Annotated in this window: 29 protein-coding genes; 21 read left to right on the top strand and 8 right to left on the bottom strand. The window is 68.0% G+C overall.

Annotation, left to right across the window (positions count from 1 at the left end):
- The first annotated feature begins 85 nt into the window (after window positions 1-85).
- A complete protein-coding gene (locus ACP690_RS02005) occupies window positions 86-289 on the top strand; it encodes a hypothetical protein (protein WP_043061132.1) in 204 nt (67 codons plus the stop codon).
- A gap of 7 nt (window positions 290-296) precedes the next feature.
- On the opposite strand, the gene ACP690_RS02000 is transcribed toward ACP690_RS02005, so the two are convergent.
- The 3 genes from ACP690_RS02000 to ACP690_RS01990 are packed head-to-tail and all read right to left on the bottom strand — an operon-like array spanning window position 297 to window position 1,926.
- On the bottom strand, window positions 297-938 hold the full coding sequence (locus ACP690_RS02000; RefSeq protein WP_426259973.1) for a heme exporter protein CcmB: 642 nt from the start codon (window positions 936-938) through the stop codon (window positions 297-299).
- A complete protein-coding gene (gene ccmA / locus ACP690_RS01995) occupies window positions 938-1,492 on the bottom strand; it encodes a heme ABC exporter ATP-binding protein CcmA (protein WP_426259972.1) in 555 nt (184 codons plus the stop codon). Before ccmA ends, ACP690_RS02000 begins: the two co-directional genes overlap by 1 nt.
- Window positions 1,489-1,926 carry a metallopeptidase family protein gene (locus tag ACP690_RS01990; RefSeq protein ID WP_426259971.1) on the bottom strand — a complete coding sequence of 146 codons (438 nt, stop codon included), beginning with the start codon at window positions 1,924-1,926 and terminating at the stop codon, window positions 1,489-1,491. The genes ccmA and ACP690_RS01990 overlap by 4 nt, the downstream gene beginning before the upstream one ends.
- 35 nt (window positions 1,927-1,961) lie before the next feature.
- Between ACP690_RS01990 and ACP690_RS01985 the strand changes: the two genes are divergently transcribed.
- Window positions 1,962-2,255, top strand: a complete 294-nt coding sequence (locus ACP690_RS01985; RefSeq protein ID WP_017980223.1) for a 4a-hydroxytetrahydrobiopterin dehydratase — start codon at window positions 1,962-1,964, stop codon at window positions 2,253-2,255.
- A 129-nt stretch (window positions 2,256-2,384) separates the two neighbouring features.
- On the opposite strand, the gene ACP690_RS01980 is transcribed toward ACP690_RS01985, so the two are convergent.
- Window positions 2,385-3,173 (bottom strand): SDR family oxidoreductase, encoded by a 789-nt coding sequence (locus ACP690_RS01980; RefSeq protein ID WP_426259970.1) that lies wholly within the window; start codon window positions 3,171-3,173, stop codon window positions 2,385-2,387.
- Between the two features lie 51 nt (window positions 3,174-3,224).
- On the opposite strand from ACP690_RS01980, the gene ACP690_RS01975 reads away from it, so the two are divergent.
- Both ACP690_RS01975 and ACP690_RS01970 read left to right on the top strand, forming a co-directional pair.
- Window positions 3,225-3,977 carry an ATP-binding cassette domain-containing protein gene (locus tag ACP690_RS01975; RefSeq protein WP_426259969.1) on the top strand — a complete coding sequence of 251 codons (753 nt, stop codon included), beginning with the start codon at window positions 3,225-3,227 and terminating at the stop codon, window positions 3,975-3,977.
- Window positions 3,974-5,509, top strand: coding sequence for an ABC transporter permease/substrate-binding protein (locus ACP690_RS01970; protein WP_426259968.1), 1,536 nt, complete (start codon window positions 3,974-3,976; stop codon window positions 5,507-5,509). Before ACP690_RS01975 ends, ACP690_RS01970 begins: the two co-directional genes overlap by 4 nt.
- On the opposite strand, the gene ACP690_RS01965 is transcribed toward ACP690_RS01970, so the two are convergent.
- Both ACP690_RS01965 and ACP690_RS01960 read right to left on the bottom strand, forming a co-directional pair.
- Complete coding sequence (locus tag ACP690_RS01965) at window positions 5,506-8,160, bottom strand: TonB-dependent receptor (RefSeq protein WP_426259967.1); 2,655 nt, start codon at window positions 8,158-8,160, stop codon at window positions 5,506-5,508. The genes ACP690_RS01970 and ACP690_RS01965 overlap by 4 nt on opposite strands.
- A gap of 122 nt (window positions 8,161-8,282) precedes the next feature.
- On the bottom strand, window positions 8,283-8,756 hold the full coding sequence (locus ACP690_RS01960; protein WP_172436182.1) for a MarR family winged helix-turn-helix transcriptional regulator: 474 nt from the start codon (window positions 8,754-8,756) through the stop codon (window positions 8,283-8,285).
- An 82-nt stretch (window positions 8,757-8,838) separates the two neighbouring features.
- Between ACP690_RS01960 and hppD the strand changes: the two genes are divergently transcribed.
- The 5 genes from hppD (at window position 8,839) to ACP690_RS01935 (ending at window position 13,518) form a co-directional block, all read left to right on the top strand.
- Window positions 8,839-9,924 carry a 4-hydroxyphenylpyruvate dioxygenase gene (gene hppD / locus ACP690_RS01955; protein WP_294217748.1) on the top strand — a complete coding sequence of 362 codons (1,086 nt, stop codon included), beginning with the start codon at window positions 8,839-8,841 and terminating at the stop codon, window positions 9,922-9,924.
- Window positions 9,925-10,203: 279 nt separating this feature from the next.
- Window positions 10,204-11,514: a homogentisate 1,2-dioxygenase gene (gene hmgA / locus ACP690_RS01950; RefSeq protein WP_426259966.1), complete on the top strand. Its 1,311-nt coding sequence runs from the start codon at window positions 10,204-10,206 to the stop codon at window positions 11,512-11,514.
- On the top strand, window positions 11,511-12,140 hold the full coding sequence (gene maiA / locus ACP690_RS01945) for a maleylacetoacetate isomerase (RefSeq protein ID WP_147036457.1): 630 nt from the start codon (window positions 11,511-11,513) through the stop codon (window positions 12,138-12,140). Before hmgA ends, maiA begins: the two co-directional genes overlap by 4 nt.
- On the top strand, window positions 12,137-12,493 hold the full coding sequence (locus ACP690_RS01940) for a Rieske (2Fe-2S) protein (protein WP_426259965.1): 357 nt from the start codon (window positions 12,137-12,139) through the stop codon (window positions 12,491-12,493). The genes maiA and ACP690_RS01940 overlap by 4 nt, the downstream gene beginning before the upstream one ends.
- A 59-nt stretch (window positions 12,494-12,552) precedes the next feature.
- Window positions 12,553-13,518 carry an alpha/beta fold hydrolase gene (locus tag ACP690_RS01935; protein WP_426259964.1) on the top strand — a complete coding sequence of 322 codons (966 nt, stop codon included), beginning with the start codon at window positions 12,553-12,555 and terminating at the stop codon, window positions 13,516-13,518.
- On the opposite strand, the gene ACP690_RS01930 is transcribed toward ACP690_RS01935, so the two are convergent.
- Window positions 13,509-14,036 (bottom strand): gamma carbonic anhydrase family protein, encoded by a 528-nt coding sequence (locus ACP690_RS01930; RefSeq protein ID WP_183949483.1) that lies wholly within the window; start codon window positions 14,034-14,036, stop codon window positions 13,509-13,511. The genes ACP690_RS01935 and ACP690_RS01930 overlap by 10 nt on opposite strands.
- 176 nt (window positions 14,037-14,212) lie before the next feature.
- Here ACP690_RS01930 and ACP690_RS01925 point away from each other — a divergent pair, with 176 nt between their 5' ends.
- The 12 genes from ACP690_RS01925 (at window position 14,213) to ACP690_RS01870 (ending at window position 25,191) form a co-directional block, all read left to right on the top strand.
- On the top strand, window positions 14,213-15,649 hold the full coding sequence (locus ACP690_RS01925) for a methyl-accepting chemotaxis protein (protein ID WP_426259963.1): 1,437 nt from the start codon (window positions 14,213-14,215) through the stop codon (window positions 15,647-15,649).
- Between the two features lie 276 nt (window positions 15,650-15,925).
- Window positions 15,926-17,365, top strand: coding sequence for a methyl-accepting chemotaxis protein (locus ACP690_RS01920; RefSeq protein ID WP_426259962.1), 1,440 nt, complete (start codon window positions 15,926-15,928; stop codon window positions 17,363-17,365).
- Between the two features lie 56 nt (window positions 17,366-17,421).
- Window positions 17,422-17,706, top strand: coding sequence for an STAS domain-containing protein (locus ACP690_RS01915; RefSeq protein WP_043061119.1), 285 nt, complete (start codon window positions 17,422-17,424; stop codon window positions 17,704-17,706).
- Between the two features lie 11 nt (window positions 17,707-17,717).
- A complete protein-coding gene (locus ACP690_RS01910; protein ID WP_426260023.1) occupies window positions 17,718-19,946 on the top strand; it encodes a chemotaxis protein CheA in 2,229 nt (742 codons plus the stop codon).
- The gene (locus ACP690_RS01905) at window positions 19,943-20,809 is read left to right on the top strand and encodes a CheR family methyltransferase (protein WP_241890318.1); all 867 of its coding nucleotides are present in this window, start codon (window positions 19,943-19,945) and stop codon (window positions 20,807-20,809) included. The genes ACP690_RS01910 and ACP690_RS01905 overlap by 4 nt, the downstream gene beginning before the upstream one ends.
- Window positions 20,806-21,828: a protein-glutamate methylesterase/protein-glutamine glutaminase gene (locus tag ACP690_RS01900; protein WP_024310334.1), complete on the top strand. Its 1,023-nt coding sequence runs from the start codon at window positions 20,806-20,808 to the stop codon at window positions 21,826-21,828. Before ACP690_RS01905 ends, ACP690_RS01900 begins: the two co-directional genes overlap by 4 nt.
- A complete protein-coding gene (locus tag ACP690_RS01895; RefSeq protein ID WP_017980241.1) occupies window positions 21,825-22,394 on the top strand; it encodes a chemotaxis protein CheD in 570 nt (189 codons plus the stop codon). Before ACP690_RS01900 ends, ACP690_RS01895 begins: the two co-directional genes overlap by 4 nt.
- Before the next feature lie 29 nt (window positions 22,395-22,423).
- On the top strand, window positions 22,424-22,804 hold the full coding sequence (locus tag ACP690_RS01890) for a response regulator (RefSeq protein WP_017980242.1): 381 nt from the start codon (window positions 22,424-22,426) through the stop codon (window positions 22,802-22,804).
- A gap of 20 nt (window positions 22,805-22,824) precedes the next feature.
- Window positions 22,825-23,268 carry a chemotaxis protein CheW gene (locus tag ACP690_RS01885; RefSeq protein WP_017980243.1) on the top strand — a complete coding sequence of 148 codons (444 nt, stop codon included), beginning with the start codon at window positions 22,825-22,827 and terminating at the stop codon, window positions 23,266-23,268.
- Between the two features lie 41 nt (window positions 23,269-23,309).
- Window positions 23,310-24,323: a chemotaxis protein CheB gene (locus ACP690_RS01880; protein WP_063686656.1), complete on the top strand. Its 1,014-nt coding sequence runs from the start codon at window positions 23,310-23,312 to the stop codon at window positions 24,321-24,323.
- A complete protein-coding gene (locus ACP690_RS01875) occupies window positions 24,320-24,667 on the top strand; it encodes a hypothetical protein (protein WP_017980245.1) in 348 nt (115 codons plus the stop codon). The genes ACP690_RS01880 and ACP690_RS01875 overlap by 4 nt, the downstream gene beginning before the upstream one ends.
- Before the next feature lie 101 nt (window positions 24,668-24,768).
- A complete protein-coding gene (locus tag ACP690_RS01870; RefSeq protein WP_017980246.1) occupies window positions 24,769-25,191 on the top strand; it encodes a MarR family transcriptional regulator in 423 nt (140 codons plus the stop codon).
- A gap of 288 nt (window positions 25,192-25,479) precedes the next feature.
- Here the strand turns inward: ACP690_RS01870 and ACP690_RS01865 are convergent, their stop codons facing one another.
- Complete coding sequence (locus tag ACP690_RS01865) at window positions 25,480-25,710, bottom strand: hypothetical protein (RefSeq protein WP_017980247.1); 231 nt, start codon at window positions 25,708-25,710, stop codon at window positions 25,480-25,482.
- Window positions 25,711-25,736 lie beyond the last annotated feature (26 nt).

Below are 25,736 nucleotides of genomic sequence, written 5' to 3'. Positions count from 1 at the left end.
GCAGCAAGAAAACGTAACGGAACGCTCGTCGATCAGAAGACTTGATGTGCCTATATCTCAGCTTCGGCAGACAGAGAGGCTTATCATGCAGCTTGACGACGATATCGCCAAGACCAACACCGACGACAGCCCTCCCAATCCGCTGTGGGGCAGACTAGCGCTGCTGATGTTCGGCCTGACGGTACTGGCATTTCTGACCGCGATCGACCGGCCTGAATGGTTTCACTTGAAACCGGCAACGGGAACTGCGGCCGCGATGGTCTATGCATCGGACAACAACCAGGGCTGATCTTGCCTTAGTCCATCCCTGCTCGGATCGCCGCAGCGGCGATCCAGGGGGCGCCCGCCGTCAGCAACAGGCTGACCGCGCCGAGCAGCTTCAGCGCCCCCACCCCAGAGTCGAGCGATCCCGCGCCGAAGATCAGCAGCGGGATTGCGAGCGGCAGCATGACGAGGCCTGCGACCCCACCCCCTCCGCGCAGGCCCGTCACCAACGCCGATGTCGCGACCGCCAGAGCGGCGAGGCCCGGCGTTCCCACCAGCAATCCCGCCTCGACGCGCAGCAGGGTCGCCGCCGGCAGATCGAACAGACCGGCTGCGATCACCGCCGCCAGCATCAACGGCGGCGCGAAGCCCAGCCAGTGCGCGACCGTCTTGGCGAAGGCGACCAGCGCCAGCGGCACGCCCCGCACCGCATATTGATCGATCACCCCCGCCTCGACATCGGGCGCAACCAGCCGCTCGACCGGCAGCAGCGCCGCGAGCAGTGCCGCCGCCCAGATCACGCCGCCGCCGATCCGCCCGATCAGCGCCGCATCCGGCCCGACCGCAAAGGGGAACAGCGTCGCGACGAGCAGGAAAAAGGCGACCGGCCACAGCAACCCGCCGCCCGTCCACGCTCGCCGCAGGTCACGCAGGATGATCGCGGACACACGCATCAGCCCAGCGCCAGCATCTGCGCGCCCGGCAGCGCCAGCGGCAGATGCGTCGCCACCACCGCAATGCCGCCCTTCGCGCGATGATCCGCGACCGCCGCCTCCAGCAACGCGATCCCCGCCACGTCCAGCCCGTTCGCCGGCTCGTCGAGCAGCCAAATCGGCGCCTCGGTTCCGATGACCCGTGCCAATCCCGCGCGGCGCCGCTGCCCGGTCGACAACAGCCGCACCGGCACCGCCGCCGCCTCGGCCAGCCCGACCGCCGCCAGCGCCGCCTCCGCCCGCGCGCCGATCCAATAGCGCAGCGCCAGCGCCAGCGGCCGCTCCGGGTCCAGCGCATGCGCCTCGCTCAATAAGGCGACGTCGCCCTCGCGCGTCACCGCGCCCTCGACGGGCCGCAGCAGGCCGGCAGCGATGCGGATCAGGCTCGACTTGCCGACGCCATTGGGTCCGGTGACGCACAAGGCCCCGCCCGCCGCCAGCGCAAAGCCGATCCCCGCAAACAGCAGCCGCCCGCCGCGCTGACAGCCGACATCCTCGAACCGCAGGAGGCTCAATCCGCGGCCGCCTCTTCCAGCGCATGCATATCGTCGTCGGACAGGCCGAAATGATGGCCGATCTCATGGATCGTCACATGGCGGACGAGATCGTCGAGCCGCACGCCCGTCTCCACCCATTCGGCCAGGATCGCCTGCCGATACAGATGGATGCGATCGGGCAGCGCCCCCGATTCCATCGACGATTTCTCGCCGATCGGTCGGCCGTGATACAGGCCGGTCAGATCGAGCGGGTGGTCGAGGCCGAGCGCGGCGAGCGTCTCGTCATCCGCCTCTTCCTCGACGATCAGGACGACATCGCCCAGATGCTGCGCGAACGCCGCGGGCAGCCGCGCGATCGTGTCGCGGGCGATCCCCTCGATCGCGTCGGCGTCCGGCGCCGCGCCAAAAGCATCTTGTCTATAAGATTCTTGCAGCGCCATGATATCGGCCATACCCCGGCGCCACGCCCTCCAGCAAGGAAGACCGGATGATCGAGGCTCTCAGCGAAACCGACCGCGCCGATGCGCTCGATGGCCTGCCCGAATGGGATTATGACGAGGCTCGCGACGCGATCACCCGCAGCCTGGTATTCGCCGATTTCGTCGAGGCGTTCGGCTTCATGACGCAGGTCGCGCTGATGGCGGAAAAGGCGAACCACCATCCGGAATGGAAGAACGTCTACAATCGCGTCGAAATCCTGCTGACCACCCATGACGCCGGCGGCCTCAGCCACCGCGACATCGACATGGCCGAGGCGATCGACGCGATCGTCGACGAGTAACGAATCGCGCCACTCCGTCACCCCGGACGAAGAGCCTAGGTCCCGCTTCTTCGGCCACGCCGCGAAACAGCGGGACCCCGGGTCAAGCCCGGGGTGACGGAAAGGATGCGCAGCGCGCCAACCCAACCATCAGCGCATCGCCCGCCGCATCCGCTTGCGCAGCGATCCCGGCATCCAGCGCGCGGCGAAGCGCATCCGTTCCGCGGTCTTGCCGACATAGGTGTGGACCGCGTCGCCATGCACCGCCTTCCACGCGGCCTCTGCGACCACGTCGACCGGCGTCAGCTCCAGCCCCGCGCCGGTCACGCTTTCGCGGATGGTGCGATTGCTGCCCGAGGATACGCCATTCAGCAACGGCGTTTCGATGAAGCTCGGCAACAGGCAGCGCACCTTGATGCCCTCCGCCGACCATTCGCCGTCCAGCGCCTCGCTCAATCCCCGCACCGCGAACTTGGTCGCCGAATAGGTCGCAAGGCCCGATGAGCCATAGATGCCCGACGCCGACGAGGTGTTGAGCAGCACCGATCCCGGAGTCCTTGCCAGATACGCATGCCCGATCCGCGCGCCGTTGAGCACGCCGGTGAAGTTGATCGCCACCGTCCGGTCGATCTCATCGAAGCTGGCGGTCGCGATCGGCCCGCCCGTGCCGATACCGGCATTGTTGAACAAGACGTCGAGCCGCCCGCCGCTGATGCGCGTGAAGCCGTCGAGGCTTGCCGTCCACGCATCGCGATCCCGCACGTCCATCACATAGCTCTGGTGCCCCTCGCCCGGCAGCGCCGCCAGCGTCTCGGCAAGGCCGCCCGCATTGACGTCGGCCACGCCGACCAGCCAGCCGCGGCTCGCGAACAGCCGCCCGACCGCGCGGCCGATACCCGATCCGCCACCGGTGATGAAGATCGCCTTCCGCTCGCCCATCTCGCTCTCCCTATTGGACTTTGCATCAGGCATCCCGCATCGTCGGCCCCGATGCCAGCAGAATCGCTCCGCTTCGATGCCGTGACCAAGAGGTTCGACGACACGGTCGCGGTCGATGGCGTTTCAGCGACGATCCCTGCGGGTCAGTTCGTCGCGCTCGTCGGCGCCTCCGGCTCCGGCAAGTCGACCTTGCTCAAGACCGTCAACCGTCTGGTCGAGCCGAGCGACGGCCGCGTCCTGATCGACGATGCCGACGTCGCCTCCCGCCCCGCGCCGGCGCTGCGACGGAGCATCGGCTATGTCTTCCAGTCGATCGGCCTGTTCCCGCACATGACCGTCGCGGAGAATATCGCAATCGGCCCGCGCATCGCCGGCGGGCCGCCCGTCGACGTGCCTGCGCTGCTCGACCTCGTCGCCTTGCCGCGCGAACTCGCCTGCCGCAGGCCCGACGCACTGTCGGGCGGGCAGCGACAGCGCGTCGCCATTGCCCGTGCCCTTGCGCCGGGTGCCAAATTGCTGCTGCTCGACGAAGCGTTCGGCGCGCTCGACCCGGTGACGCGCGATGCGCTGGGGCAGGAGATTCGCGCGCTGCACGACCGGCTCAGCCTCACCACGATCCTCGTCACGCACGACATGGCCGAAGCCTTGCTGCTCGCCGACCGCGTGCTGGTCATGCAGGCGGGCAAGCTCGTCGCGGATGCCACCCCCGCACAGCTGCTGCGCGGCGAAGGCGGCGAGACCGCACAGGCGCTGGTCGCGGTGCCGCGCGATCAGGCCGAACGGCTGCGCGAGATGGCACGATGAACGCCCTCGTCGCCGCGCTCGGCCGCGTGCCCCCGCTGCTCGCCCAGCACGTCCTTCTGTCGGCCGCGGCGCTGGCGCTCGGCATCGCGATCAGCCTGCCGCTCGCCATCCTCGCCGCGCGCCGTCCACGGATCGGCACCGCGATCCTTGGGCTCGCCAGCCTGATCCAGACGATCCCGGCGCTCGCTCTGCTCGCGCTCTTCTACCCATTGCTGCTGTGGCTGTCGGGGGTGGTCGGCGGCGGTATCCCGGCGCTCGGCTTCCTGCCGTCGCTGATCGCGCTGACGCTCTATGCGCTGCTGCCGATCATCCGCAACGGCGTCGCCGGGCTCGTCGGCATCGACCCCGCCGTCACCCAGGCGGCGGATGCGGTCGGCATGACGCCCGCGCAAAAGCTGCGCCTGGTCGAAGCGCCGCTCGCGTTGCCGGTGCTGGTCGCGGGCATCCGCACCGCCGCAGTATGGACGATCGGCGCGGCGACGCTCTCGACGACGGTCGGCCAGCCCAGCCTCGGCGACATGATCTTCGCGGGTCTACAGACGCAGAACTGGGCGCTGGTGCTGGCGGGCTGCATCGCCGCCGCCGGGCTGGCGCTCGTCACCGACGCGCTCATCGGCCTGATCGAGCGCGGCATCGCGCACCGCCGCCGGCCACTGTGGATCGGCGCGCTGATCGCGCTCGTCGCCGGCCTCGCGCTCGCCACCGCGCCGCTGTGGCAACGCACTGACACGAAGGTCGTGACGATCGGCGCCAAGAATTTCTCCGAGCAATATATTCTCGCCCGGCTGATCGGCGACCGGCTGACCCGCGCCGGCTATACGGTCCGCTATCGTGACGGCCTCGGCTCGGCGGTCGTCTATGGCGCGCTGGCCGGCAACGATGTCGACGTCTACGTCGATTATGCCGGCACGCTGTGGAACGGCCAGATGCGCCGCAGCGACGTGCCCGATCGCCGCGCAATGGTCGCCGCGATCGGCCGCTGGGCGCAAGCCAGCAGCGGCGTACGCCTGGTCGGCCCGTTGGGCTTCGAAAACGCTTATGCCTTCGCGATGCGGGGAGCGGACGCCAAGGCGCGGGGGATCACCAGCCTGACCGACCTCGTCGCCGCCGCGCCCTCCCTCAAGCTCGGCAGCGACCTCGAATTCCTCGAACGGCCCGAATGGGCGGCGGTCCGCCGCGCCTACCCGTTGCGCTTCGCTGCGACCAAGTCCTACGCACCAACATTCATGTACCGCGCGCTGGCGAGCGGCGAGGCGGACGCTATCTCCGCATTCTCCTCGGATGGCCGGATCGCCGCGGACGGGCTGACCGTCCTCACCGATCCGAAGAACGCCATTCCCAGCTACGACGCGCTGCTGCTCGTTGCCCCGCGCCGCGCTAAGGACGCGGCGTTCGTCGCGGCGCTCCAGCCGCTGGTCGGCCGCATATCCGTCACCGCGATGCGCGAGGCTAATTATCGCGTCGACCGGGACGCCGACAAGCAGACCCCCGACCAGGCGGCGGAATGGCTCGCCCGCCGGCTGGGCCTTTAGAAGAACAGCTTGCGCAACGACAGCCGCACCGTCCGCCCGATCGGGTCCTGATAATCGGGCTGGTAGCTGATCGGCGTCACCCCGGTCGCATCGGTCACACGCTGGCGACTGTTGAAGATGTTGCTCACCGAGAAGGTGACGCGGGTGCCGCGGATCCACGGATGCGCCTTCACCAGGCTGAGCTGCTGCCCCAGATCGGCAAAGATGCGCAAGTCCGCGGTTGCGAGGCCCGAGAAGTTGAGCGTCTGCGGGTTCGCCGCGGTGCCGCCATTCACCCGCGTGCCGGTGGCGTAATTGGCCGACAGGCGCACGCCGATGCCGTTGTTGGAATAGCCGGCCTGCCCCTGGAATTCGTGGCGCGGCTGGCCACCGTTCGACCCCAGCGTATCGCCGTTGAGCAGGTCGAGCACCGGTCCGCCGTTGGCGATCGTCCGCCGTTCGACCAGATGCCAGGTGTGATAGAAGGCGAATTGGACGCGACCGCCACCGGCGCCGCCACGTCCCCCGAACCCGCCGCCGCCGAAGCCGCGACCGCCGCCACCCGGACCACCGAAGCCACCCCGCGGCCGGTCGCCACCATCGGCTTGCTGGTTCGGGCGCGCTCCGGAACCGTCACCCGCCTGCCCGCTGGTCCCCTGCGTCGCAGCTTGGTCGCCGCCCGCCGGTGGGGCGCCTGCGCCCCGACCCGGACCGGCGCCGTCACCGCCGCCGCCCCGTCGCCGTCCGTCCGCACCCGGGAAACGCAGGCCCGCGAATGGATTGGGTCCGGTGCCGGCACGGAATGCCTCGATCTGCTTCTGAACCTTCGACTTGATCGGCTTGGAGAAGTTGATCCCCCAGCGGAATTCCGAGCTTTCGGATCGGGCGAAGTTGACCGGCCGCGTGTCGAGCCGGGTCAGCTCGCCGTCCGCATCGCGGGTGAAGCGATCGGGGAAGGCCGCCTCGATCACCGCGGTCGGCGACGGGAAGCCCTGGATCGGGTTGCGCGTATCCTGCTTCGTATAATTACCGATGATCGTCAGGTCGGTCTGGTCGAGCGGCCTGAGCGTCACGCCGAGCTTCGTCACCCGCCGGCTGCTGTCGCGCAAGCCGGGGTTGCCGCCGCTGATCGTCGTCACCGTCACCGTCTGACCCTGCACATAGTCGAAGACGCGCACGTTCGGCGTCACGACCGTCGGGTTGCCCAGCTGCTGCGCGGTCGGCGCGACATCCTGCTGGTTGATCGACCCGATGACGCGGATCGCGTTGATCGGCGCCCAGTTCACGCCATAGCCATAGGCGGTCAGCGTGCCGAAGTCGGACAGCTGGTTGACCGCCGCATTGCCGTTGATCGACAGATTGCCGAGGAACGGCAGCACGGCGCGCGATTTGCTGGCGATCGGCAGGTCGATGTTGACGCGCGCGTTCGCCTGATCGCGCGAGACCCGGCCGCCGCTGACCAGGCCTGCGCGCAGCGAGTTGCTGGTGAACTGGCTGGTCTGCGCGCCGACGCGCACCGCCGTCGTCACGTCGCCCGCGGGCAGTGTGAACAGCGGCCCGTTGACCAGCGCCTCCAGATCGCCGGCATTGGACACCGAATGCGCGCGGTTGGTGCCGCGGCCGGCGACCGTGTCACCGATCGTGCGCGTATCGGCGCGGTCGAACGATCCCGTTACCGTCCACAGCCAGCGTGGGCTCAGCCGCCCGTTGAAGCTGGTGCCGAGGTGCCCGGTGACGCCGTTGGTCTGCTGGCGCAGCGGATCGCCGCTGACCGGCGTACCTGTGCCGTCGAGCGGCAGTCCGAACTGGCCGGTGCTCTGCGTCGCGGCGATCTCGCCGTTGATCGAGGCGTTGATGTCCTCGCCGATCGTCTTGGCATAGGTCGCGTTGGTGCCGAAGCTGCGGCTGAACGGCACCAATGTGCGATACGGCCGCTGGTCGAAATTGTTGGTCTGGCCTTCGGTCGACGCGGCGGTGATGTCGCGTTCCGATTCGGTCAGCGCCGACGTCTGCTGATATTTGCTGTGAATGTTCAGCCGCGCGCCCTGGCGGATGGTCAGCAGGTCCAGCTCGCCCTGCGGCGTGTTGCTGCCGCCTTCGGTCGCGCCCTTGTCGGCCAGCTCGACCGTCGTCGCGCGGAAGCGGCGGCGCAGCACGAAATTCACCACCTTCTGATCGGCGGTATAGCCGTATTTCAGCGCGACCTCTTCGGGCAGGATATCGACGCGCAGGATCGCCTCGGTCGGGATGTCGCGGATTTCCTGGAAGCCCGAAATGCGATGCCCGTCGAGCAGCACCACCGGCGGTCCGCCCGCGCCGCTCTGCGTCTGCGGCCCCAGTTCGGTGAGCAGATCGGACACGCTGCTGACGCCATAGCTGCGCACGTCGGCGGGGCTCAGCGTCTGTTCGGCGGGAATGTCGCCGACGACGGAGCCCACCGGCTTGCGGCCGGTGACGACGATATCGCCCTCTTCGCTGTCCTCTTCCGCCGGGGCGGCGGGTGCTGCCGCCGGGGTCGTGGGCGCGGCCTGGACGGTCGCTGCCGCGGGGGCAGGCGTCGTCGGATTTGGCGTCGGAGCGGGCGCGGGGGCCTGCGCGGGCGCCGGCACCTCTTGCGCCAGCGCCATCGCCGGCCAGCTTGCCGCCACCATCATCGCCGCAACGATCCGCATGATTCGCTTGTCCCTCTTACCCGCCGCCGTCCCTGTGGCGACCGGCCGGCGCGTAAACGCCAATTGTCGCACGAATGTGCCAGAGCGGTGTCCGCGATGTGGGAACGCGCTGCAGGATGCGATCAGGTGTCGAGCGCCAGCGTCACCGCCTCGACCCGGCGCAGCATCTCCATGAACCGCGCGACGTCGTCGGCGGGGAATTGCGAAAAGATGCGGCTTTCGAGGTCCAGCGCCTTGGGTGCCACCACCGCATACAGGTCGCGCCCGGCATCGGTCAGGTCGAGCAGGTGCGACCGCCGGTCTTCCGGATTGCCGCGCCGGTCGAGCAATCCCCGGTCGACCAGCGCGATCGCCGCGCGGCTGACCGTCACCTTGTCCATCCGCGTGGCCCGGCCGATCGCCTGCTGCGTGATGCCGCCCGTTTCCGCGATCACCGCGATCAGCCGCCATTCCGGAATCGTCAGCCCAAACAGCGCCTCATAGGTCCGCGCAATCGAATCGCTGACCAGGTTGGACGTCACCGACAGCCGGTACGGAATAAAATCGGCCAAAACCAACGATGGCGCGGGCGACGAGGCTGGGCATGGGTCGGCCATGCCGCATTCGTATCAGTTGACACCAGATTGGCAATGTCGCAGGGTTTGGTAACGGATGATACCATCTCGGAAGGCCAGACTGATGACCGATGCCGCCCAGACCGACGACCATATCGACGTCAACCCGATGGGGCTCGACGGCTTCGAATTCTGCGAATTCACCTCGCCCGATCCGGATGCGCTGGCCAAGCAGTTCGAGGCGCTGGGCTTCGTCCCCGCCTCGACGCACAAGACGCGCGCCATCACCCGTTACAAGCAGGGCCGCATCAACCTGCTGATCAACCGCGAAGACAGCGGCCACGCCGCCGATTTCCGCGCGGCGCACGGCCCGTCGGCGAGCGCGATGGCATTCCGGGTGCAGGACGCGCAGGCCGCTTATGACGCGGCGATCGCGCGCGGCGCCAAGCCCGCCCCCGCCGGCCAGTCGCTCGATGGCATTCCGGCGCTGGAAGGCATCGGCGGTTCGCTGCTGTACCTCGTCGATCGCCATGGCGCCGACGGCAGCGTCTACGACGATTGGGATCAGGTGCCCGGCGCGGCGGAGGCAGAAGCCGAAAACAACGTCGGCCTCGACCTGCTCGACCACCTGACGCACAACGTGCGCCGCGGCCAGATGCGCACCTGGTCGGCCTTTTACGGCCAGATCTTCGGCTTCGAAGAGCAGAAGTATTTCGACATCAAGGGCAAGGCGACCGGCCTGTTCAGCCAGGCGATGATCGCCCCCGATCGCGCGATCCGCATCCCCTTGAACGAGAGCCAGGACGACAAGAGCCAGATCGAGGAATTCATCCGCGATTATAACGGCGAAGGCATCCAGCACCTCGCACTGACCACCGACGACATCTACACCACCGTCGAAAAGCTGCGCTCGCGCGGCGTCAAACTGCAGGACACGATCGAGACCTATTACGAACTCGTCGACAAGCGCGTGCCCGGCCATGGCGAAGACCTGGAACGCCTGCGCCAGAACCGCATCCTGATCGACGGCAACGTCGGCGAGGAAGGCTTGCTGCTCCAGATCTTCACCGAAACGATGGTCGGCCCGATCTTCTTCGAGATCATCCAGCGCAAGGGCAACGAAGGCTTCGGCAACGGCAATTTCCAGGCGCTGTACGAGTCGATCGAGCTTGATCAGATTCGCCGCGGCGTCATCACGGTCGACGCCTGACCAAGAACGAAGCTTTAGCTTCGTTCGCGGTGCGGCGCGAAAGCGCCGCCGTCGACCGGCCGGCACGGCGGATGGGATCGGGTCAACCCCTCCCCATCCACTCCGTCACCCCGGACTCGTTCCGGGGTCCACCGCGCGGCGAGGGGAGGGCCGGAGCCTCTTACCTTTCCCGCGCGGATCAGTGGACTCCGGAACACGTCCGGAGTGACGAAGGATGTGGGGCAGGCGACGACGCGGTACGACACCGGGGTGGTGGAAACAGGAGAGGACGCCAGAACAATGACCGACCACCACCCCCGCAGCGACTATATCCCCGGCTTCGGCAACCATATCGCGACCGAGGCCGTGCCCGGCGCGCTGCCGATCGGTCGTAATTCGCCGCAGCGCCCCGCCTTTGGCCTTTACGCCGAACAGCTCAGCGGCACCGCCTTCACCGCGCCTCGTCACGAGAACCGCCGCTCGTGGCTGTACCGCATGCGTCCGACCGCGGAGCATCCGCCCTACACCCGCTACGACGGCGCGAAGCGCTTCGCCCCCGGCACCGACGACGCGCCGCTAGCGCCGAACCGCCTGCGCTGGAACCCGATTGCCGATTCGCCCGCCGGCACCGACCTGATCGACGGCATGACGACGATGCTCGCCAACCGTCATCCGGCGGACCTCGAAGGCGTCGCGATGCACGTCTACGCCGCCAATGCCGACATGAGCGCCCGTGTGTTCATGGATGCCGACGGCGAGCTGCTGTTCGTGCCCCAGGCCGGCCGCCTGCAGCTGTTGACCGAACTCGGCCGCCTCGACGTCGCGCCCGGCCAGATCGCATTGATCCCCCGCGGCGTCCGCTTCCGCGCGCTGCTGCCCGACGGCGCGGCCCGCGGCTATGTCTGTGAGAACCACGGCAGCTTGTTCCGCCTGCCCGATCTCGGCCCGATCGGCGCCAACGGCCTCGCCAACCCGCGCGACTTCGAAACGCCCGTCGCGTGGTTCGAGGATCGCGACGAACCCACCGAGGTGATCCAGAAGTTCATGGGATCGCTGTGGACGATGACGCTCGACCACAGCCCACTCGACGTGGTGGCATGGCACGGCAATCTCGCTCCGTGGCGCTACGACCTGTCGCACTTCAACACGATCAACACGGTCAGCTTCGACCATCCCGATCCGTCGATCTTCACCGTCCTCACCTCGCCCAGCGACGTGCCCGGCCGCGCCAATGCGGACTTCGTGATCTTCCCCCCGCGCTGGATGGTGGCGGAGGATACGTTCCGCCCGCCCTGGTTCCACCGCAACGTGATGAGCGAGGCGATGGGCCTGATCACCGGCGCCTATGACGCCAAGGCGGACGGTTTCTCGCCCGGCGGCATTTCGCTGCACAATCTGATGGCCGGCCACGGCCCCGATGTCGCGAGCTGGCAGGGCGCATCGGCGGCGGACCTGAAGCCGCACAAGATCGACGGCACGATGGCGTTCATGCTCGAAAGCTGCTGGCCCTATCGCCCGACGACTTACGCGCTCGACCACGCGCAGCTCGATTACGACGCGGTGTGGAACGACTTTCCGAAGGCCCTGCTGCCCAAGGACCCAATGGCATGATCCTGCACGGCTATTGGCGCTCGGGCGCCGCCTATCGCGTACGGATCGCGCTGGCGCTGAAGGGCATCGCCTACGAACAGGTCAACCATGACCTGCGCACCGGGGGCCACACCGATCCCGATTATGCCGCGCTAAACCCGCAGCGACTGGTGCCCGCGCTGGAGGTCGACGGCCTGATCCTGACGCAGAGCGTCGCGATCCTCGAATGGCTGGAGGATCGCTTCCCCACCCCCGCCCTGCTGCCCGCCGATGCCAACGGCCGCGCCATCGTCCGCGCGATGGTCGCGACGATCGCCACCGACGTCCACCCGCTCCACAATCTGCGCACGCTGAAGGCGCTGCGCCAGGATTTCGGCGCGAGCGATACGCAGGTCAACGCCTGGATGGCGCATTGGATGGGGCTGGGGTTCGCGGCGTTCGAGGCGCTTGCGGAGCGTCACGGCGGCACCTTCTGCTACGGCGACACCCCCACGCTCGCCGATTGCATCGCGGTCCCCGCGCTCTATTCGGCCGAGCGGTTCGGCGTGGACACCACACCCTACCCGCGCATGGTCGCCGCCGCCGCGCGCACCGCGGATCTGGCGGAAGCCGCCCACCCCAGCCGCCAGCCCGACGCGGACGCGTGACCGAACGCCTCTCCACCACTCCCGCCGGCGTCGCGCTCGCCCCGCTGACCGACATCGCCGACGGCAAGGCGCGCAACTTTGTGCTCCAGATGCGCGCCGGCCGCTTTCACGGTTTCGTCGTGCGGCAGGGCGATGGCGTCGTCGGCTATCTCGATCGCTGCCCGCATGCCGGCGTGCCCCTGACCCAGACGCTCGACGACTATCTCACCCCCGCGGGCGACCTCATCGCCTGCAACTGGCACGGTGCGCTGTTTACGATTGCGGATGGCCGCTGCGTCGGCGGCCCCTGCGTCGGCCAGCAACTGACGGCATGGCCCGTCACCGTCGTCGACGGGATCGTCACCACCGCGTGATCCGCGCCCCAATCCATGCTACGCCTCGTCGCTTCGAACCTTGAGCGACGGAGACGGGCATGCAGAGCGCGACACGCTGGACCCTCGGCAGCCTGGTGGGCGGCGCGGCGCTGACGGTCGCCGGCGGGCTCGGGCTTTCCTTCTATTCGGATCGGCTCGCACGCGACGCGGAGCGGCAGGTGCCGCCCGACGGCCGCTACATCCGCGTCGATGGCGCGCGGTTGCATTACGTCGACAAGGGCACCGGTCCCGCGATCGTCATGGTCCATGGCCTTGCCGGCCAGCTGCGCAACTTCGGCTATGGCATGCTCGATATTCTGGCGAAGGACCATCGCGTCATCCTCGTCGACCGTCCCGGCTCGGGCTATTCGACCGCCGACGAGGGTCGCGAACCGAATGTCGTCGAACAGGCGGCGATCGTTGCGCGCTTCATCGAAGCGTTGGGGATCGACCGGCCCTTGCTCGTCGGCCATTCGCTGGGCGGCGCCATCGCGCTGGCGCTGGCGCTCGACCATCCGGCGCTGATCCGCGGCCTCGCGCTGATCTGCCCCCTCACCCAGCCGCAGGATGGCGTGCCCGAGGCGTTCCGCAGCCTCGCCGCCATTCCGCCGTCGCTGCGCCGGCTGATGGCGAGCACGATCGCCACGCCATTGAGCCGCCTCACCTCGGAACGGACGCTCGCCGCGGTCTTCGCGCCCGAAGCGCCGCCCGCCGACTTCGTCACCCGCGGCGGCGGCGCGCTGTCCGCCCGCCCTGCGGCGATCGCGGCGGCGGCGGCGGACCTGTCGCATGCCGCCAGCGACATTGGCGCGATCGCCGCGCGCTACGGCGACCTTCGCGTGCCGCTGTCGATCCTCTATGCGCGCGAGGACCATGTCCTCGACCCCGATCTGCACGGCCACCGCACCGCCGCGGCGATCCCCGGCGCGCGGATCGACGTGATCGAGGGCGGCCACATGATCCCCGTCACCCGGCCGGACGAGACCGCCCGCTTCGTCGCGGAGGCGTCGGCGCGCTACGCCTGAAGCGCGCGCAGCCCGGTGCGATAGCGTTCGGCATTGGCGACATAGGTCGCCGCCGACAGCCTGAGACCGGCGATCTCCGTCTCGCTCAGCGGCCGCAGCACCCGCGCCGGGCTGCCGACGATCAATGAGCCGGGCGGGAAGCTCTTGCCCTCCGTCACCAACGCGCCCGCGCCGACCAGCGAATCGGCACCGATCACCGCGCGGTTGAGCAGCGTCGCGCCCATGCCGATCAGGCAATTGTCGCCGACGGTCGCGCCATGGACGATCGCGTGGTGCCCGATCGTCACGCCCGCCCCGATCGTCGTCGGCACGCCGGGATCGGCATGCACCATCGCGCCATCCTGCACGTTGCTGTCCGCCCCGATCGTGATCGGATCGTTGTCGCCACGCAGCACCGCATTGAACCAGACCGATGCCCGCGCACCCAGCGTCACGCGCCCGATCACCTGCGCACCCGGCGCGACATAGGCGTCTGCGGCAAGGTGGGGTCGGACATCGTCCAAAGCGTAACAGGTCATCGACATGTCCTTCGCCAGCCATTTTGAGCACACATATTCAAAACGGTTCAGTGCCAGAATGGACGTAGTTTACCGGGCCTTTACCCTTTTCACGCAAAGCGGACCAATCGATTCCGAGAAGCATCGGTGGCCCGGAGGGGGGAGCCGCTTCAGCTCGACGGTCTTGACGAAAAGGAATGCCGACGATGCTGAATTGGTTCGAAAAAAGTGCCCCCATCAGATTGAAGTTCAAGGTCCTGCTGGTGATCCTTGGCCTGTTCACCGCAGGCGGGATCGCCACCACCTATCTCGCGGCGCTCGCCGATCCGTCGCAGGTCCATGTGTATCTCGCCGTCGCCTGCGTACTGACCGCGCTTACCATGGCGACCGTGTTCGTCGCCGGCAAGCTGATCAGCGATCCCTATGTCGCCACCGTCGTCCGGATGGAGGGGCTGGCTGCGGGCGATCTGACCACGCCGATCGCCAACACCGACTATCGCGACTGCATCGGCCGCATTTCGCGCGCGATGGAGATTTTCAAGGCAAACGCCGAGCGCGTCCAGGCCGGGGCTGCCACGCAGCAGATCATCGTCGGCTCGCTCGGCGAAGGGCTGACCCGCCTTGCCGGCGGCGATCTCAGCTATCGCATCGACCGCGCCTTCCCGGCCGAATACGAACAGCTCCGCATCGACTATAACCGTGCGATGGACGCTGTCGCCGAAACGATGAGCGCGGTCACTGACGCCACCAATGGCATCAACAGCGGCGCGATCGACATCCGCCAGGCTTCCGACGATCTGTCGCAGCGCACCGAACAGCAGGCCGCGAGCCTGGAGGAAACCGCCGCGGCGATGGACGAGATCACCTCGACCGTCCGCCAGACGGCCGCGGGTGCGGTCCGCGCCAATGGCGTCGTCGAGGAAGCGCGCGTCGAGGCCGAACAGTCGGGCGCCGTCGTCGCCCGCGCGGTCGAGGCGATGGGCGGCATCGAACGCTCGTCGAACGAGATTTCGGAAATCATCAGCGTCATCGACGGCATCGCCTTCCAGACCAATCTGCTGGCGCTGAACGCGGGCGTCGAGGCGGCGCGCGCGGGCGACGCCGGCAAGGGCTTCGCGGTGGTCGCCTCCGAAGTGCGCGCCCTGGCGCAGCGCTCGGCGGAAGCGGCCAAGGACGTCAAGACGCGCATCAACGCCTCGTCCGAACAGGTCGAGGCAGGCGTCGAACTGGTCAGCGAGACCGGTCAGGCGCTGCAGCGGATCATCGGCCGCTTCAGCGAGATCAGCAATCTCGTCGGCCAGATCGCCACCGCCGCCGAACAGCAGGCGACCGGCCTGCAACAGGTCAACACCGCGGTCAGCGAGATGGACGGCGTGACCCAGCAGAACGCCGCGATGGTCGAGGAAGCCACCGCCGCGGCGCGCAGCCTGTCCGCCGAATCGGACGAGCTCGCCCGCCATGTCGCCCGTTTCAAGGTGGGCGAAGGCGAGCCGAAGGCGGCAGTGCCGGCGGTCCACGAGCTGCAAAATCGCGCCGCCGACGCCGGCCGCCGCATCGCCCGTGCCAGCCGCCGCGCCACCGGTGGCGGAGCGGCGGTGGCCGTGGCGCCGAGCGACGACTGGTCCGAATTCTGATCCCGCGATCGGCGGGCCCGTGCCTGCCGGTCTTCTTCCCTCCGGCTTTGATAGAAAGGCGACGCCATGTCGGTTCGATTGAACGACGACCGTTATCGTGTCGTCGCCCGTCCTCCCGCCCCCCGCTTCCCCCGGCGTCATGCGACCCGGATCGGTACGAAGCGGCCGAAAATTGCACCCATTTCGGTTGCTCAACCGCTCGTTAAACACGTGTCGCGACAACCCGCGCTCATGGTCCGGGGGGACTTGCCTTTCCGGGCCCTGAGGGAGGGTCTGATGACACTGGAATGGTTCGCCAAACACGCGCCCATCCGCACGAAATTCCGGGTGCTGGCGGGAACGCACGCGACGCTGGGAGGCGTTGCCGTGGCGATCACCGCGCTCACCGCGACGGGCACGCTCGCGATCGGCCCGGCGTTCGACATCGCGGTCGTCGCCGCTGCGGTCGCCGGCATCGTCGCGACGACGGTGATGGCCGGTCGCCTTATCTGCACGCCCTATGTCGACACCGTGCTGCGCATGGAGGCGCTGGCCGACGGCGACCTGGATTCGCCGATCGCCTATACCGAAAACCGCGACTGCGTCGGCCGGATGACCACCGCCATGGCGGTCTTCCGCACCAATATGGAAAAGGCGAACACCGCCGAGGCACAGCGGTGCATGGCCGCCGCGCTCGGCGAAGGGCTCGGCGCGCTGGCGCAGGGCGACCTCACCTTCCGCATCACCGCAGCCTTCCCGGCGGATTTCGAATCGCTGCGCGACGACTTCAATGCGGCGATGGACGCGATCCGCACCGCGATGACCGCGGTCGATCAGGCCGCCACCCGCATCAACCATGGCTCGCAGGGCATTCTCCAGGCGTCGGACGATCTGTCGCAGCGCACCGAGCAGCAGGCCGCGAGCCTGGAGGAAACCGCCGCGGCGATGGACGAGATCACCAAGACGGTCCGACAGGCCGCCACGGGCGCGACGCGCGCCAACGATGTGGTCGCCGCCGCGCAGACCGAGGCCGAACAATCGGGGGCCGTCGTCGCCCGCGCGGTCGAGGCGATGGGCGGCATCGAACGCGCCTCGGCCGAAATCTCCGAGATCATCAGCGTCATCGACGGAATCGCCTTCCAGACCAACCTGCTCGCGCTGAACGCGGGCGTCGAGGCGGCACGCGCCGGCGACGCGGGCAAGGGCTTCGCCGTCGTCGCATCCGAAGTGCGCGCGCTGGCGCAGCGCTCGGCCGAGGCGGCCAAGGACGTGAAGACGCGCATCAATGCTTCATCCGAACAGGTCGATGCCGGCGTCGCTTTGGTCAGCGAAACCGGCCAGGCCCTGCAGCGCCTGATCGGCCGCTTCGGCGAGATCAATGGCCTCGTCGCGCAAATCGCCATCGCCGCCGAACAACAATCGACCGGCTTGCAGCAGGTCAACACGGCCGTCGGCGAAATGGACAGCGTGACGCAGCAGAACGCCGCCATGGTCGAACAGGCCACCGCCGCCGCCCGGGAACTGTCTGGCGAAGCAAGCGAACTTGCCCGCCAAGTCGCCCACTTCCGCGTCGGCGATACCGATGCCGGTCATGGTGTGCGCGTCGTTAGTCATTCCGTCAGCAATAGTGTGCATCATCTTCAGCAACGCGCCGCCGAAGCGGGCCGTCGCCTCGCCCGTCTGCGGGCCGGCAACGCCGCCGTGGCGATCGCGGACGACGATTGGTCGGCGTTCTGATGCGTCCGCAGCCACTCCGATCTCCGTCGTGCCGTTCGTAGGAAAGTCGAACCCGTATGTCCGTGCCATCGCTTCCGCTTGCCCCCACGCTCGATACCTCGGCGGCCGTGCCGCTGCGCCACGCGCTGCTCGGCCTGATCGAGCGCGGTGAGGCGCTGCGCCTCGACGGGGCAGAGGTCGCGCGGGTCGGCCAGGCCTGCCTCCAGGTGCTGGTCAGCGCCCGCACCACCGCGATCGCGCGCGGTCTCGATTTCCGCATCGATCGGCCCAGCGAGGCGCTGGAACGGATGATGATCGTCGCCCGGCTCGACACCGCGCTCGAACCGACCTGCGGCGCCTGAAAGGATTGATGATGAACCTCGACGAGATCCAGCAGATCTTCTTTCAGGAATGCGAGGAAGGTCTCGCGACGATGGAGGCGAGCTTCGCCTCCGTCCGCCAGGGCGGGCACGACACCGAAACGATCAACACGATCTTCCGGTCGGTCCATTCGATCAAGGGCGGCGCGGGCGCGTTCGGGCACGAGCGGCTGCAGGCGTTCACCCATGAGTATGAAACGCTGCTCGACCTGGTGCGCAACGGCACGCTCGATCTGACGTCGGACCTGCTCGGCACGATCGTCGGCGCGTTCGACATGCTGTCCGATCACGTCGCCGCGGCACGCGACGGTGGCGATGCGCCCGCCGACGGCCCGATGCTCGCGCGCCTCGTCGCCGCCTCGACGCCTGGCGCCGCGGTAGAGGCCGCGCCCGAACCGGTAGCCGAAGCGCCCGCCGCCGCCCCGATCGACGATTTCGACGATCTGTTCGAAATGTGCGAAAGCATCCCCGAACCGGAAGAAAGCCTCGGCAATCCCGGCGACTGGACCGTCACCTTCGTGCCCGGCACCAACGCGCTCGACAATGGCGGCGACCCGCTGCTGCTGGTGCGCGAGCTGACGCTGCTGGAGGGCGAAGTGCTCGCCGCCGACGTGTCGCGCCTGCCGCTGCTGTCCGAACTGCATCCGGAACGCTCGTATCTCGGCTGGACCGCGATCGTGCCGGGCAGCGTCGCCGAAGACGATATCCGCGGCATCTTCGAATTCATCGGCGATTGCGAACTCACCGTCACCCGCATCGGCGAACCCGCCGTGTCGGATGACGATCTGATCGCCGACATGCTTGCCGACGTCATGCCGGCCGCGCCCGCATCGGCCCCGGTCGAGGAGATCCTGCCGGTCGCCGCGCCCGTGCCGGCCGCCGCCCCGACGCCCGCTCCGGTGGCCGCCGCGCCCGAACCGGCACCTGCGCCGATCGCGGCCCCCGCGCCGGCGACGCCCGCCCCGGTCGCGACGGTCCTGCCCGCCGAACCTGCCGCGCCGCGCCCCGCGGCCGCGCCGCCCGCGCAGACGATCCGCGTCGACCTCGACAAGCTCGACCGCCTCGTCAATCTGGTCGGCGAGCTCGTCATCACCCAGGCGATGCTGGCGCAGCGCCTGTCCGAACACGGCGCCGGCGGCATCAGCGAGCTAACCGACCTCGATCACCTGACGCGCGAGCTGCAGGAATCGACGATGGCGATCCGCGCGCAGCCGATGAAGACCGTCTTCAGCCGCGTGCCGCGCATCATCCGCGAGCTGGAGGTCGAAACCGGCAAGCGCGTCCGCCTCGATATCGTCGGCGAGATGACCGAGGTCGACAAGACCGTCGTCGAGCGCATCGGCGAACCGCTGACCCACCTGATCCGCAACGCGGTCGATCACGGCCTCGAAACGCCGGCCGATCGCCTCGCCGCGGGCAAGCCGGAAGAGGGCGTCGTCACGCTGTCGGCCGCGCATCATTCGGGCCGCATCGTCATCACCGTCGCCGACGACGGCCGCGGCATCGACCGCAAGCGCGTGCGCGCCAAGGCGATCGAGCGCGGCATCATCACCGCCGACGCGATCCTGAACGAGGAAGAGATCGACAATCTGATCTTCGCCCCCGGCTTCTCGACCGCGGCGACCGTCTCCAACATCTCCGGCCGCGGCGTCGGCATGGACGTGGTGCGCAAGAACGTGCAGGCGCTGGGCGGGCGGATCGGCATCACCTCGACGCTGGGCTCGGGGTCGACCTTCGCGCTGTCGCTGCCGCTGACGCTGGCGGTACTCGACGGCATGATCGTCACCGTCGGCGACCAGACCTTCGTCATCCCGCTGGGCCATATCGTCGAAAGCCTGCGCCCCGACGAAGACGGCGTGAAGGTGCTCGGCCCGACCGCCTCGCTGCTCGACGTGCGCGGCTCGTACGTGCCGGTCCACCGCGTCGCCGAACAGCTCGGCATCCATGGCGCGCAGACCAATCCCGAGGATGCGGTGCTGATCGTGGTCGAATCCGATCACGGGCAGGCGGTGCTGATGGTCGATTCGATCCAGGACCAGCGCCAGGTCGTCGTGAAGAGCCTCGAGGCGAATTACGAAGCCATCCCCGGTCTTGCCGGTGCCACCATCCTGGGCGACGGCCGCGTCGCGCTGATCCTCGACGTAGATGCGCTGATCTCGCGCTGGCGCCGTGACCCGCGCCACACCACGCCGCCGCACGCGCCGCTGAGCCTCGCCGCATGAGCGCCGCCGCCGCGACACTCGTCGGACAGCGACCGACCGAATTCCGCTTCGAGGTTGCCGACCATCAGGCGATCAGCGAATTCGTGTACGAGGCGGCGGGCATCCTGCTGCCGCCGAACAAGATGCAGCTCGTCTATGGCCGGCTGGCACCGCGGGTGCGCGCCTGCGGGCTGACGACCTTCGCCCAATATGTCGCGCTGATCGGCACCGATCCGGTCGAACGCACGCAGGCGCTGGATGCATTGACCACCAACCACACCAGCTTCTTCCGCGAATCGCATCACTTCGATCACTTCATGGAGCATTGCTGGCCCGCGCTCGACGCGCGGCTGACGACGCGCGGCAAGGTGCGCCTGTGGTCGGCGGCCTGCTCCAGTGGCGAGGAACCCTATTCGCTGCTGATGGCGATCTTCGGCCAGGAACGCGGCAACGGCCAGCGCCTCGCACGCACCGACCTGCGCGTGCTAGCGACCGACTTGTCGACCGAGATCCTCGCCGCGGCCAAGGCCGGTCGCTACACCTTGGATACCGCATCGGGCGTGCCGCAGTCGCTGCGCTCGATCTGGATGACGCGCGACGGCAATCAGGCGGAGGTTCATCCGCTGATCCGCGAGCGCGTCGCCTTCCGCAAGCTCAACCTGCTCGAAAACTGGCCGATGAAGGGGCAGTTCGACGCGATCTTTTGCCGCAACGTCATGATCTACTTCGACGAACCGACCAAGGAACGCTTGCAGACCCGGCTTGCCGACCACCTCGTTCCCGGCGGATTCCTGTACATCGGGCATTCCGAGCGGCTCTCCAACTCGGTCGCGCCACGCTTCGCCTGCGTCGGCCGCACCACCTTTCAGAAAGTGACCGCATGACGGTCCGCGCTCTAGTGGTCGATGATTCGCCGACGATGCGCGCGATGGTGTCGCATAGCCTGTCGCAGGATCCGGATATCGAGGTCGTCGGCACCGCCGACGGGCCGATGACCGCGCGCGAGATGATCAAGTCGCTCAACCCCGACGTCATCACGCTCGACATCGAGATGCCGGGGATGAACGGCCTCGACTTCCTCGAAAAGATCATGCGCCTGCGCCCCATGCCCGTCGTCATGCTGTCGACGCTGACCGGCAAGGGTGCGGAAGCGACGATCCGCGCGCTCGAACTGGGGGCGTTCGATTGTTACGAAAAGCCCAAGCAGGCGTTCGGCGGCGGTCTCGGCAACGATTTGACGCGGCTGGTCAAGGCGGCGGCGAAGAGCAGGGTTCGCCCCCGCTTCCAGGCGGCACCGGTCCAGCGCGCCCCCGCCGCCGATTACGTGCCGCGCCAGGACGCGATGATCGCGATTGGATCGTCGACCGGCGGCGTCGAGACGCTGATCGAGCTGCTCGGCGGCTTCCCGGTCAATTGTCCGCCGACGGTCATCGTCCAGCATATGCCCGAAAGCTACGTGCCGACCTTCGCCGCGCGGCTCGACCGGCTGTCGGCGCCGCACGTCAGCGTCGCGCGCCCCGGCGCGCCGCTGGAGGTGGGGCATGTCTATGTCGCACCCGGCGGCGCCTATCACACCGAGATCACCGGCGGGACGTTGCGCCGGTGCCGTCTGGTCGAGGACGAGAAGATGAGCGGCCACCGCCCCTCGGTCGACCGGCTGTTCCATTCGGTCGCGCGCTGGGCCGGTGCATCCGCCGTCGGCGCGATCCTGACCGGTATGGGCGCCGACGGCGCGCAGGGGCTGAAGGCGATGCGTGACAAGGGCGCGATGACCATCGGCCAGGATGCCGACAGCTGCGTCGTCTACGGCATGCCCGCGGCGGCGTTTCAGATGGGCGCGGTGACCGCGCAGCTGCCGCTGTCGAAGATCGCGGCGCGACTGATGGCGGAGTGCCGTGCATGACCCCATTGTCGAACCTTCCCCGCGCCTCCGACGGCCTGCGCCGGATCAACATCCTGCAGGGCGAAACCAAGGTGTCCGACGACGCCGGCGTCGTGCTGACGACCGTGCTCGGCAGCTGCATCTCGGCCTGCCTCTACGATCCGATCGCCAAGGTCGGCGGCCTCAACCACTTCCTGCTCGCCGAGCCGGGCAGCGGTGAGACCGACGTGCGCTCGCTGCAACGCTACGGCGTCTATGCGATGGAAGTGCTGATCAACGCGATGATGTCGATGGGCGCGACGCGATCGAACCTGAAGGCGCGCATCTACGGCGGCGCCAGCCTGCGCGACGGGTTCCGCGATATCGGCGCGACCAACGCGCTGTTCGCCCGCCGCTTCCTGCGCGACGAACGCATCGCGCTGGTCGGTGAGGACGTCGGCGGCCATGGCGCCCGCCGGATCGAATTCCGTCCGACGCTGGGCCTTGCCCGCTGCCGCATCGCCACCGATCGCCCGGTCGAAAAACCGCGCGTCGCCGCTCCCGCTCCCGTCATCGCCGATGCCGTCGGCGATGTGGAATTCTTCTGATGAACCCCCTCCCCCAAAAAGGAACTGCCGTGTCCAGCATGATCATGACCGTGGACGATTCGCCCAGTATGCGGATGCTGCTGAAGGCAGCGCTGACCGACATGGGCTACAACGTCCTCGAGGCCGAAGACGGCGTCGATGCGCTCGAACGGCTCGGTGGCGCCTGTTCGTCGGGCAACGGTCCCGACCTGCTCATCACCGACATCAACATGCCGCGTCTCGATGGCTTCGGCCTGATCGAGAAGGTGCGCGAACAGGACCGGCATCGCAACCTGCCGATCCTGGTGCTCACCACGGAAAGCTCGGATGAAAAGAAGCAGCGCGCGCGCTCGGCGGGCGCTACAGGTTGGATCGTCAAGCCGTTCCATCCCGACAAGCTCGCTGCGGCGATCCGCCGCGTCCTGCACTGATTTGCAACAGGAATAACATCATGTCCCGTCAGCTCATCACCTTCCAGATCGGCGAACAGGTTCTCGGCGTCGACATCATGGCGATTCGCGAAATCCGCGCCTGGTCGCCGGCCACGCCGCTGCCCAACGTGCCCGCCCATGTGCGCGGTGTCGTCAACCTGCGCGGCGTCGTGCTGCCCGTGCTCGATCTCAGCCATCGCCTGGGCTGGGGCTCGACCGACCCGTCGTCGCGCCACGTCATCATCGTCGTGCGGATCGGCGAACAGTTGCAGGGACTTATCGTCGACGCCGTCAACGATATCGTCAGCATTCCTGACGATGGTATGCAGCCGCTGCCCGATATCGGCGAAACGCCCGCCGCCCAATTCCTTGAAGGACTGGCGACGATCGATCAGCGGCTGATCCTCGTGCTCGCGCTGGAGCGGCTGGTCGATAGCTCGGCTTCGCTCTCCGACGCTGCCTGAACGATTACCTTCCGTCTTCTCGTTACCCAAGGATAACAGGCATGGCCGCCGCCCCGGTTAAAGTTCTCGTCGTCGATGATTCGCTCACCATGCGCGCGCTGTTGTCGGGCGCGCTCGAGCGCATTCCGGGCGTCACCGTCGTCGGTTCGGCCGATGGCGCCGAGGAAGCCCGCGTCATGCGCGACAAGCTGGTTCCCGACGTCATGACGCTGGACGTCGAAATGCCGGGGATGAGCGGCCTCGAATATCTCGCCGAGCTTATGGAACAGCGGCCGATGCCGGTCATCATGTTCTCGACGCGGACCGAAGCGGGCGCGGAAGCATCGATCGAGGCGCTGCGGCTGGGCGCGATCGACTGTTTCCCCAAGCCCAAGGTCGCGGTCGCGGCGGAGTTCGACAAGATCCTCGCCAAGCTCGGCAAGCGGATCAAGGCCGCCAAGGGCGCCGCGGTGAAGGCCGCCGGCGCGACCAAGGTGGTGGCCGCGCCGCCGCTCGACTGGAACGGCCGCCTGCTCGCGATCGGCGGCGAGGCGGCGGCGACGCAGACCTTGTTCGAACTGTTCGGCGCCTTCCCGGCGAACTGCCCGCCGACCGTCGTCGTCCAGCATCTGGGCGCGGGCCTCGCCGGTACGATGATCGACAAGCTGGCCGCGGAAATCGCGCCCAAGATCGTGCTGGCCGAAGACGGCATGCCGGTCGAACAGGGCACGATCTATCTCGCACCCCCGGGCGAGACGCATGTCGTCGTCGATTCCTGGCCGAACGGCAAGCTGCGGATGCTGCCGCGCGATCCGGTCGCGGGCGAGCGGCCGTCGATCTCGATCCTGTTCGCCTCGGTCGCGAAGGCGGCGGGCGCCGAATCGGTCGGTCTGCTGCTCGGCGCGGATGGCGAGGACGGCGATGCCGGCGTGCGCGCTCTGTCGGCGGGCAACGGCTTCTACATCACCCCGGCCGAGGATCGGAGCCAGGGCTATACGATGGCGCGGCGTATGGCGAACCAGCCGGTCCCCGCGGACCAGCTCGCCCGCACCCTTCTGAAACTGTGCAACAAGTGATCGGGCTGCCCGTCGACATGGGATCCGCCACCCCGATCACGCCGGGCTGCGAACCGGCCCTCGCCCATGCGCTGGCGGACGAGCTGGTCGGCATCACCGGCCTGCTCGCCGACCTCGCCTTCGATCTCGCCGGCAATCCCGACACGTTGCGCCACCATATGCACAGCCTGCAGGGGATCGACCGGATCACGCAGGCGCAGCTCGCGGTCGCCGACCTGCTGCGTTCCTGCGCCCCGGTCGAACAGCGGATCGCCGCGGTCACGCTGGAGGAAATGGGCGGCAACATCCGCCGCGCGGTCGATCGCTATCGGGCCGAAGGGGTGCCGATCGACCCAATCGATTGATCGTTTGACCGATATAGTCTCGCACGACACCACTTGATTTCGGACCGGCTAAGTTTATGCGCTGACAGTGAAACCAAAAGCGGGGCACGATGGGAAGCGCAATGCGAGGACAGGACGCCGCTCTGTTTAGCGATCAGAATGCCAATAACGGTCTGCTCTCACCCATCGCGGTGAGCGCGACGCCGGACGAACATCTCTACGCGCTCGCACGGGCCTTCACGGCATCGCGCCGGCGGCTGACCACGCATCTCGATGCGTCGCTGTTCGCCAATCCGGGCCTCGACATCATGCTGTTCCTGTTCGCCGAGGGCCAGGGTGGCCGCGCGGTCACCACGAACGCCTGTTGCGCCGCGGCCGGCGTGCCGCGCACCACGGCCCTGCGCTGGGTGAAGCTGTTGCAGGAACGGGGGTTGATCGACGGCAGCGACGATATCACCGATCGGCGCGTGACGATGCTGGCGCTGAGCGACCGCGCCCGTCAGATCATCCGCACCTGGCTGACCGACATCACTGTAGTACCGTAGACGATCCCGGGTCTCCGCGGTCGCTGGGCGCATAGCACAGCGCGTCGAGCGCATGGGCGACGTAAAGGGCCGCGACCGGACAGTGTTGCTGATCTAACAGCACGAGCACCTCGGACAATTGGGTGCATATCCGCTCGTGCGTCTCGGGCGCCATCCCGTTCTTTCCCAATAAGAACCTATCGACATGACATGACATGACATGTCTGTCATGTCGGCAATCGACGTTTATGCTGGGCTGGTTTTGAAAGCAACCGTTCCGGAGACAATCCTTTTTGCGAGGATAGGCGTCTAGTCTTCAACAAGGATGGGATGAGCGGCGCGCAGATCGTCGGCGATCCGTTCGACGATATCATTCTCGGCGGCGGTGCCGGACGGCGTCACCGACCAGTTGCAATGCGGATGGGTGGCGATGGGGTAGACGCGCAGGTCCCCCGTCACCAATCGCCAGCGCCGCCGGTTGCCGCCGGCCCGACGAATCAGCGTCGACAGAAACAGGTCATGGAGCGCGCCGCTGGTCATCGCCTGCCCCTAGCCGGCTGGGGGGC

The sequence above is a fragment of the Sphingomonas sp. DC4900 genome (assembly GCF_049896485.1).
In the GTDB taxonomy this organism is placed as follows: domain Bacteria; phylum Pseudomonadota; class Alphaproteobacteria; order Sphingomonadales; family Sphingomonadaceae; genus Sphingomonas; species Sphingomonas aquatilis.
This window is presented reverse-complemented; position numbering and strand designations above follow the sequence as displayed.

What these genes read in the sequence shown, in the direction of transcription:
- ACP690_RS02005 (WP_043061132.1), top strand. Translation starts at nt 86, where the DNA reads ATGCAGCTTGACGACGATATCGCCAAGACCAACACCGACGACAGCCCT.
- ACP690_RS02000 (WP_426259973.1), bottom strand. Translation starts at nt 938, where the DNA reads ATGCGTGTGTCCGCGATCATCCTGCGTGACCTGCGGCGAGCGTGGACG.
- ACP690_RS01990 (WP_426259971.1), bottom strand. Translation starts at nt 1,926, where the DNA reads ATGGCCGATATCATGGCGCTGCAAGAATCTTATAGACAAGATGCTTTT.
- ACP690_RS01985 (WP_017980223.1), top strand. Translation starts at nt 1,962, where the DNA reads ATGATCGAGGCTCTCAGCGAAACCGACCGCGCCGATGCGCTCGATGGC.
- ACP690_RS01980 (WP_426259970.1), bottom strand. Translation starts at nt 3,173, where the DNA reads ATGGGCGAGCGGAAGGCGATCTTCATCACCGGTGGCGGATCGGGTATC.
- ACP690_RS01975 (WP_426259969.1), top strand. Translation starts at nt 3,225, where the DNA reads ATGCCAGCAGAATCGCTCCGCTTCGATGCCGTGACCAAGAGGTTCGAC.
- ACP690_RS01970 (WP_426259968.1), top strand. Translation starts at nt 3,974, where the DNA reads ATGAACGCCCTCGTCGCCGCGCTCGGCCGCGTGCCCCCGCTGCTCGCC.
- ACP690_RS01965 (WP_426259967.1), bottom strand. Translation starts at nt 8,160, where the DNA reads ATGCGGATCGTTGCGGCGATGATGGTGGCGGCAAGCTGGCCGGCGATG.
- ACP690_RS01960 (WP_172436182.1), bottom strand. Translation starts at nt 8,756, where the DNA reads ATGGCCGACCCATGCCCAGCCTCGTCGCCCGCGCCATCGTTGGTTTTG.
- hppD (WP_294217748.1), top strand. Translation starts at nt 8,839, where the DNA reads ATGACCGATGCCGCCCAGACCGACGACCATATCGACGTCAACCCGATG.
- hmgA (WP_426259966.1), top strand. Translation starts at nt 10,204, where the DNA reads ATGACCGACCACCACCCCCGCAGCGACTATATCCCCGGCTTCGGCAAC.
- maiA (WP_147036457.1), top strand. Translation starts at nt 11,511, where the DNA reads ATGATCCTGCACGGCTATTGGCGCTCGGGCGCCGCCTATCGCGTACGG.
- ACP690_RS01935 (WP_426259964.1), top strand. Translation starts at nt 12,553, where the DNA reads ATGCAGAGCGCGACACGCTGGACCCTCGGCAGCCTGGTGGGCGGCGCG.
- ACP690_RS01930 (WP_183949483.1), bottom strand. Translation starts at nt 14,036, where the DNA reads ATGACCTGTTACGCTTTGGACGATGTCCGACCCCACCTTGCCGCAGAC.
- ACP690_RS01925 (WP_426259963.1), top strand. Translation starts at nt 14,213, where the DNA reads ATGCCGACGATGCTGAATTGGTTCGAAAAAAGTGCCCCCATCAGATTG.
- ACP690_RS01920 (WP_426259962.1), top strand. Translation starts at nt 15,926, where the DNA reads ATGACACTGGAATGGTTCGCCAAACACGCGCCCATCCGCACGAAATTC.
- ACP690_RS01915 (WP_043061119.1), top strand. Translation starts at nt 17,422, where the DNA reads ATGTCCGTGCCATCGCTTCCGCTTGCCCCCACGCTCGATACCTCGGCG.
- ACP690_RS01910 (WP_426260023.1), top strand. Translation starts at nt 17,718, where the DNA reads ATGAACCTCGACGAGATCCAGCAGATCTTCTTTCAGGAATGCGAGGAA.
- ACP690_RS01905 (WP_241890318.1), top strand. Translation starts at nt 19,943, where the DNA reads ATGAGCGCCGCCGCCGCGACACTCGTCGGACAGCGACCGACCGAATTC.
- ACP690_RS01900 (WP_024310334.1), top strand. Translation starts at nt 20,806, where the DNA reads ATGACGGTCCGCGCTCTAGTGGTCGATGATTCGCCGACGATGCGCGCG.
- ACP690_RS01895 (WP_017980241.1), top strand. Translation starts at nt 21,825, where the DNA reads ATGACCCCATTGTCGAACCTTCCCCGCGCCTCCGACGGCCTGCGCCGG.
- ACP690_RS01885 (WP_017980243.1), top strand. Translation starts at nt 22,825, where the DNA reads ATGTCCCGTCAGCTCATCACCTTCCAGATCGGCGAACAGGTTCTCGGC.
- ACP690_RS01880 (WP_063686656.1), top strand. Translation starts at nt 23,310, where the DNA reads ATGGCCGCCGCCCCGGTTAAAGTTCTCGTCGTCGATGATTCGCTCACC.
- ACP690_RS01870 (WP_017980246.1), top strand. Translation starts at nt 24,769, where the DNA reads ATGCGAGGACAGGACGCCGCTCTGTTTAGCGATCAGAATGCCAATAAC.
- ACP690_RS01865 (WP_017980247.1), bottom strand. Translation starts at nt 25,710, where the DNA reads ATGACCAGCGGCGCGCTCCATGACCTGTTTCTGTCGACGCTGATTCGT.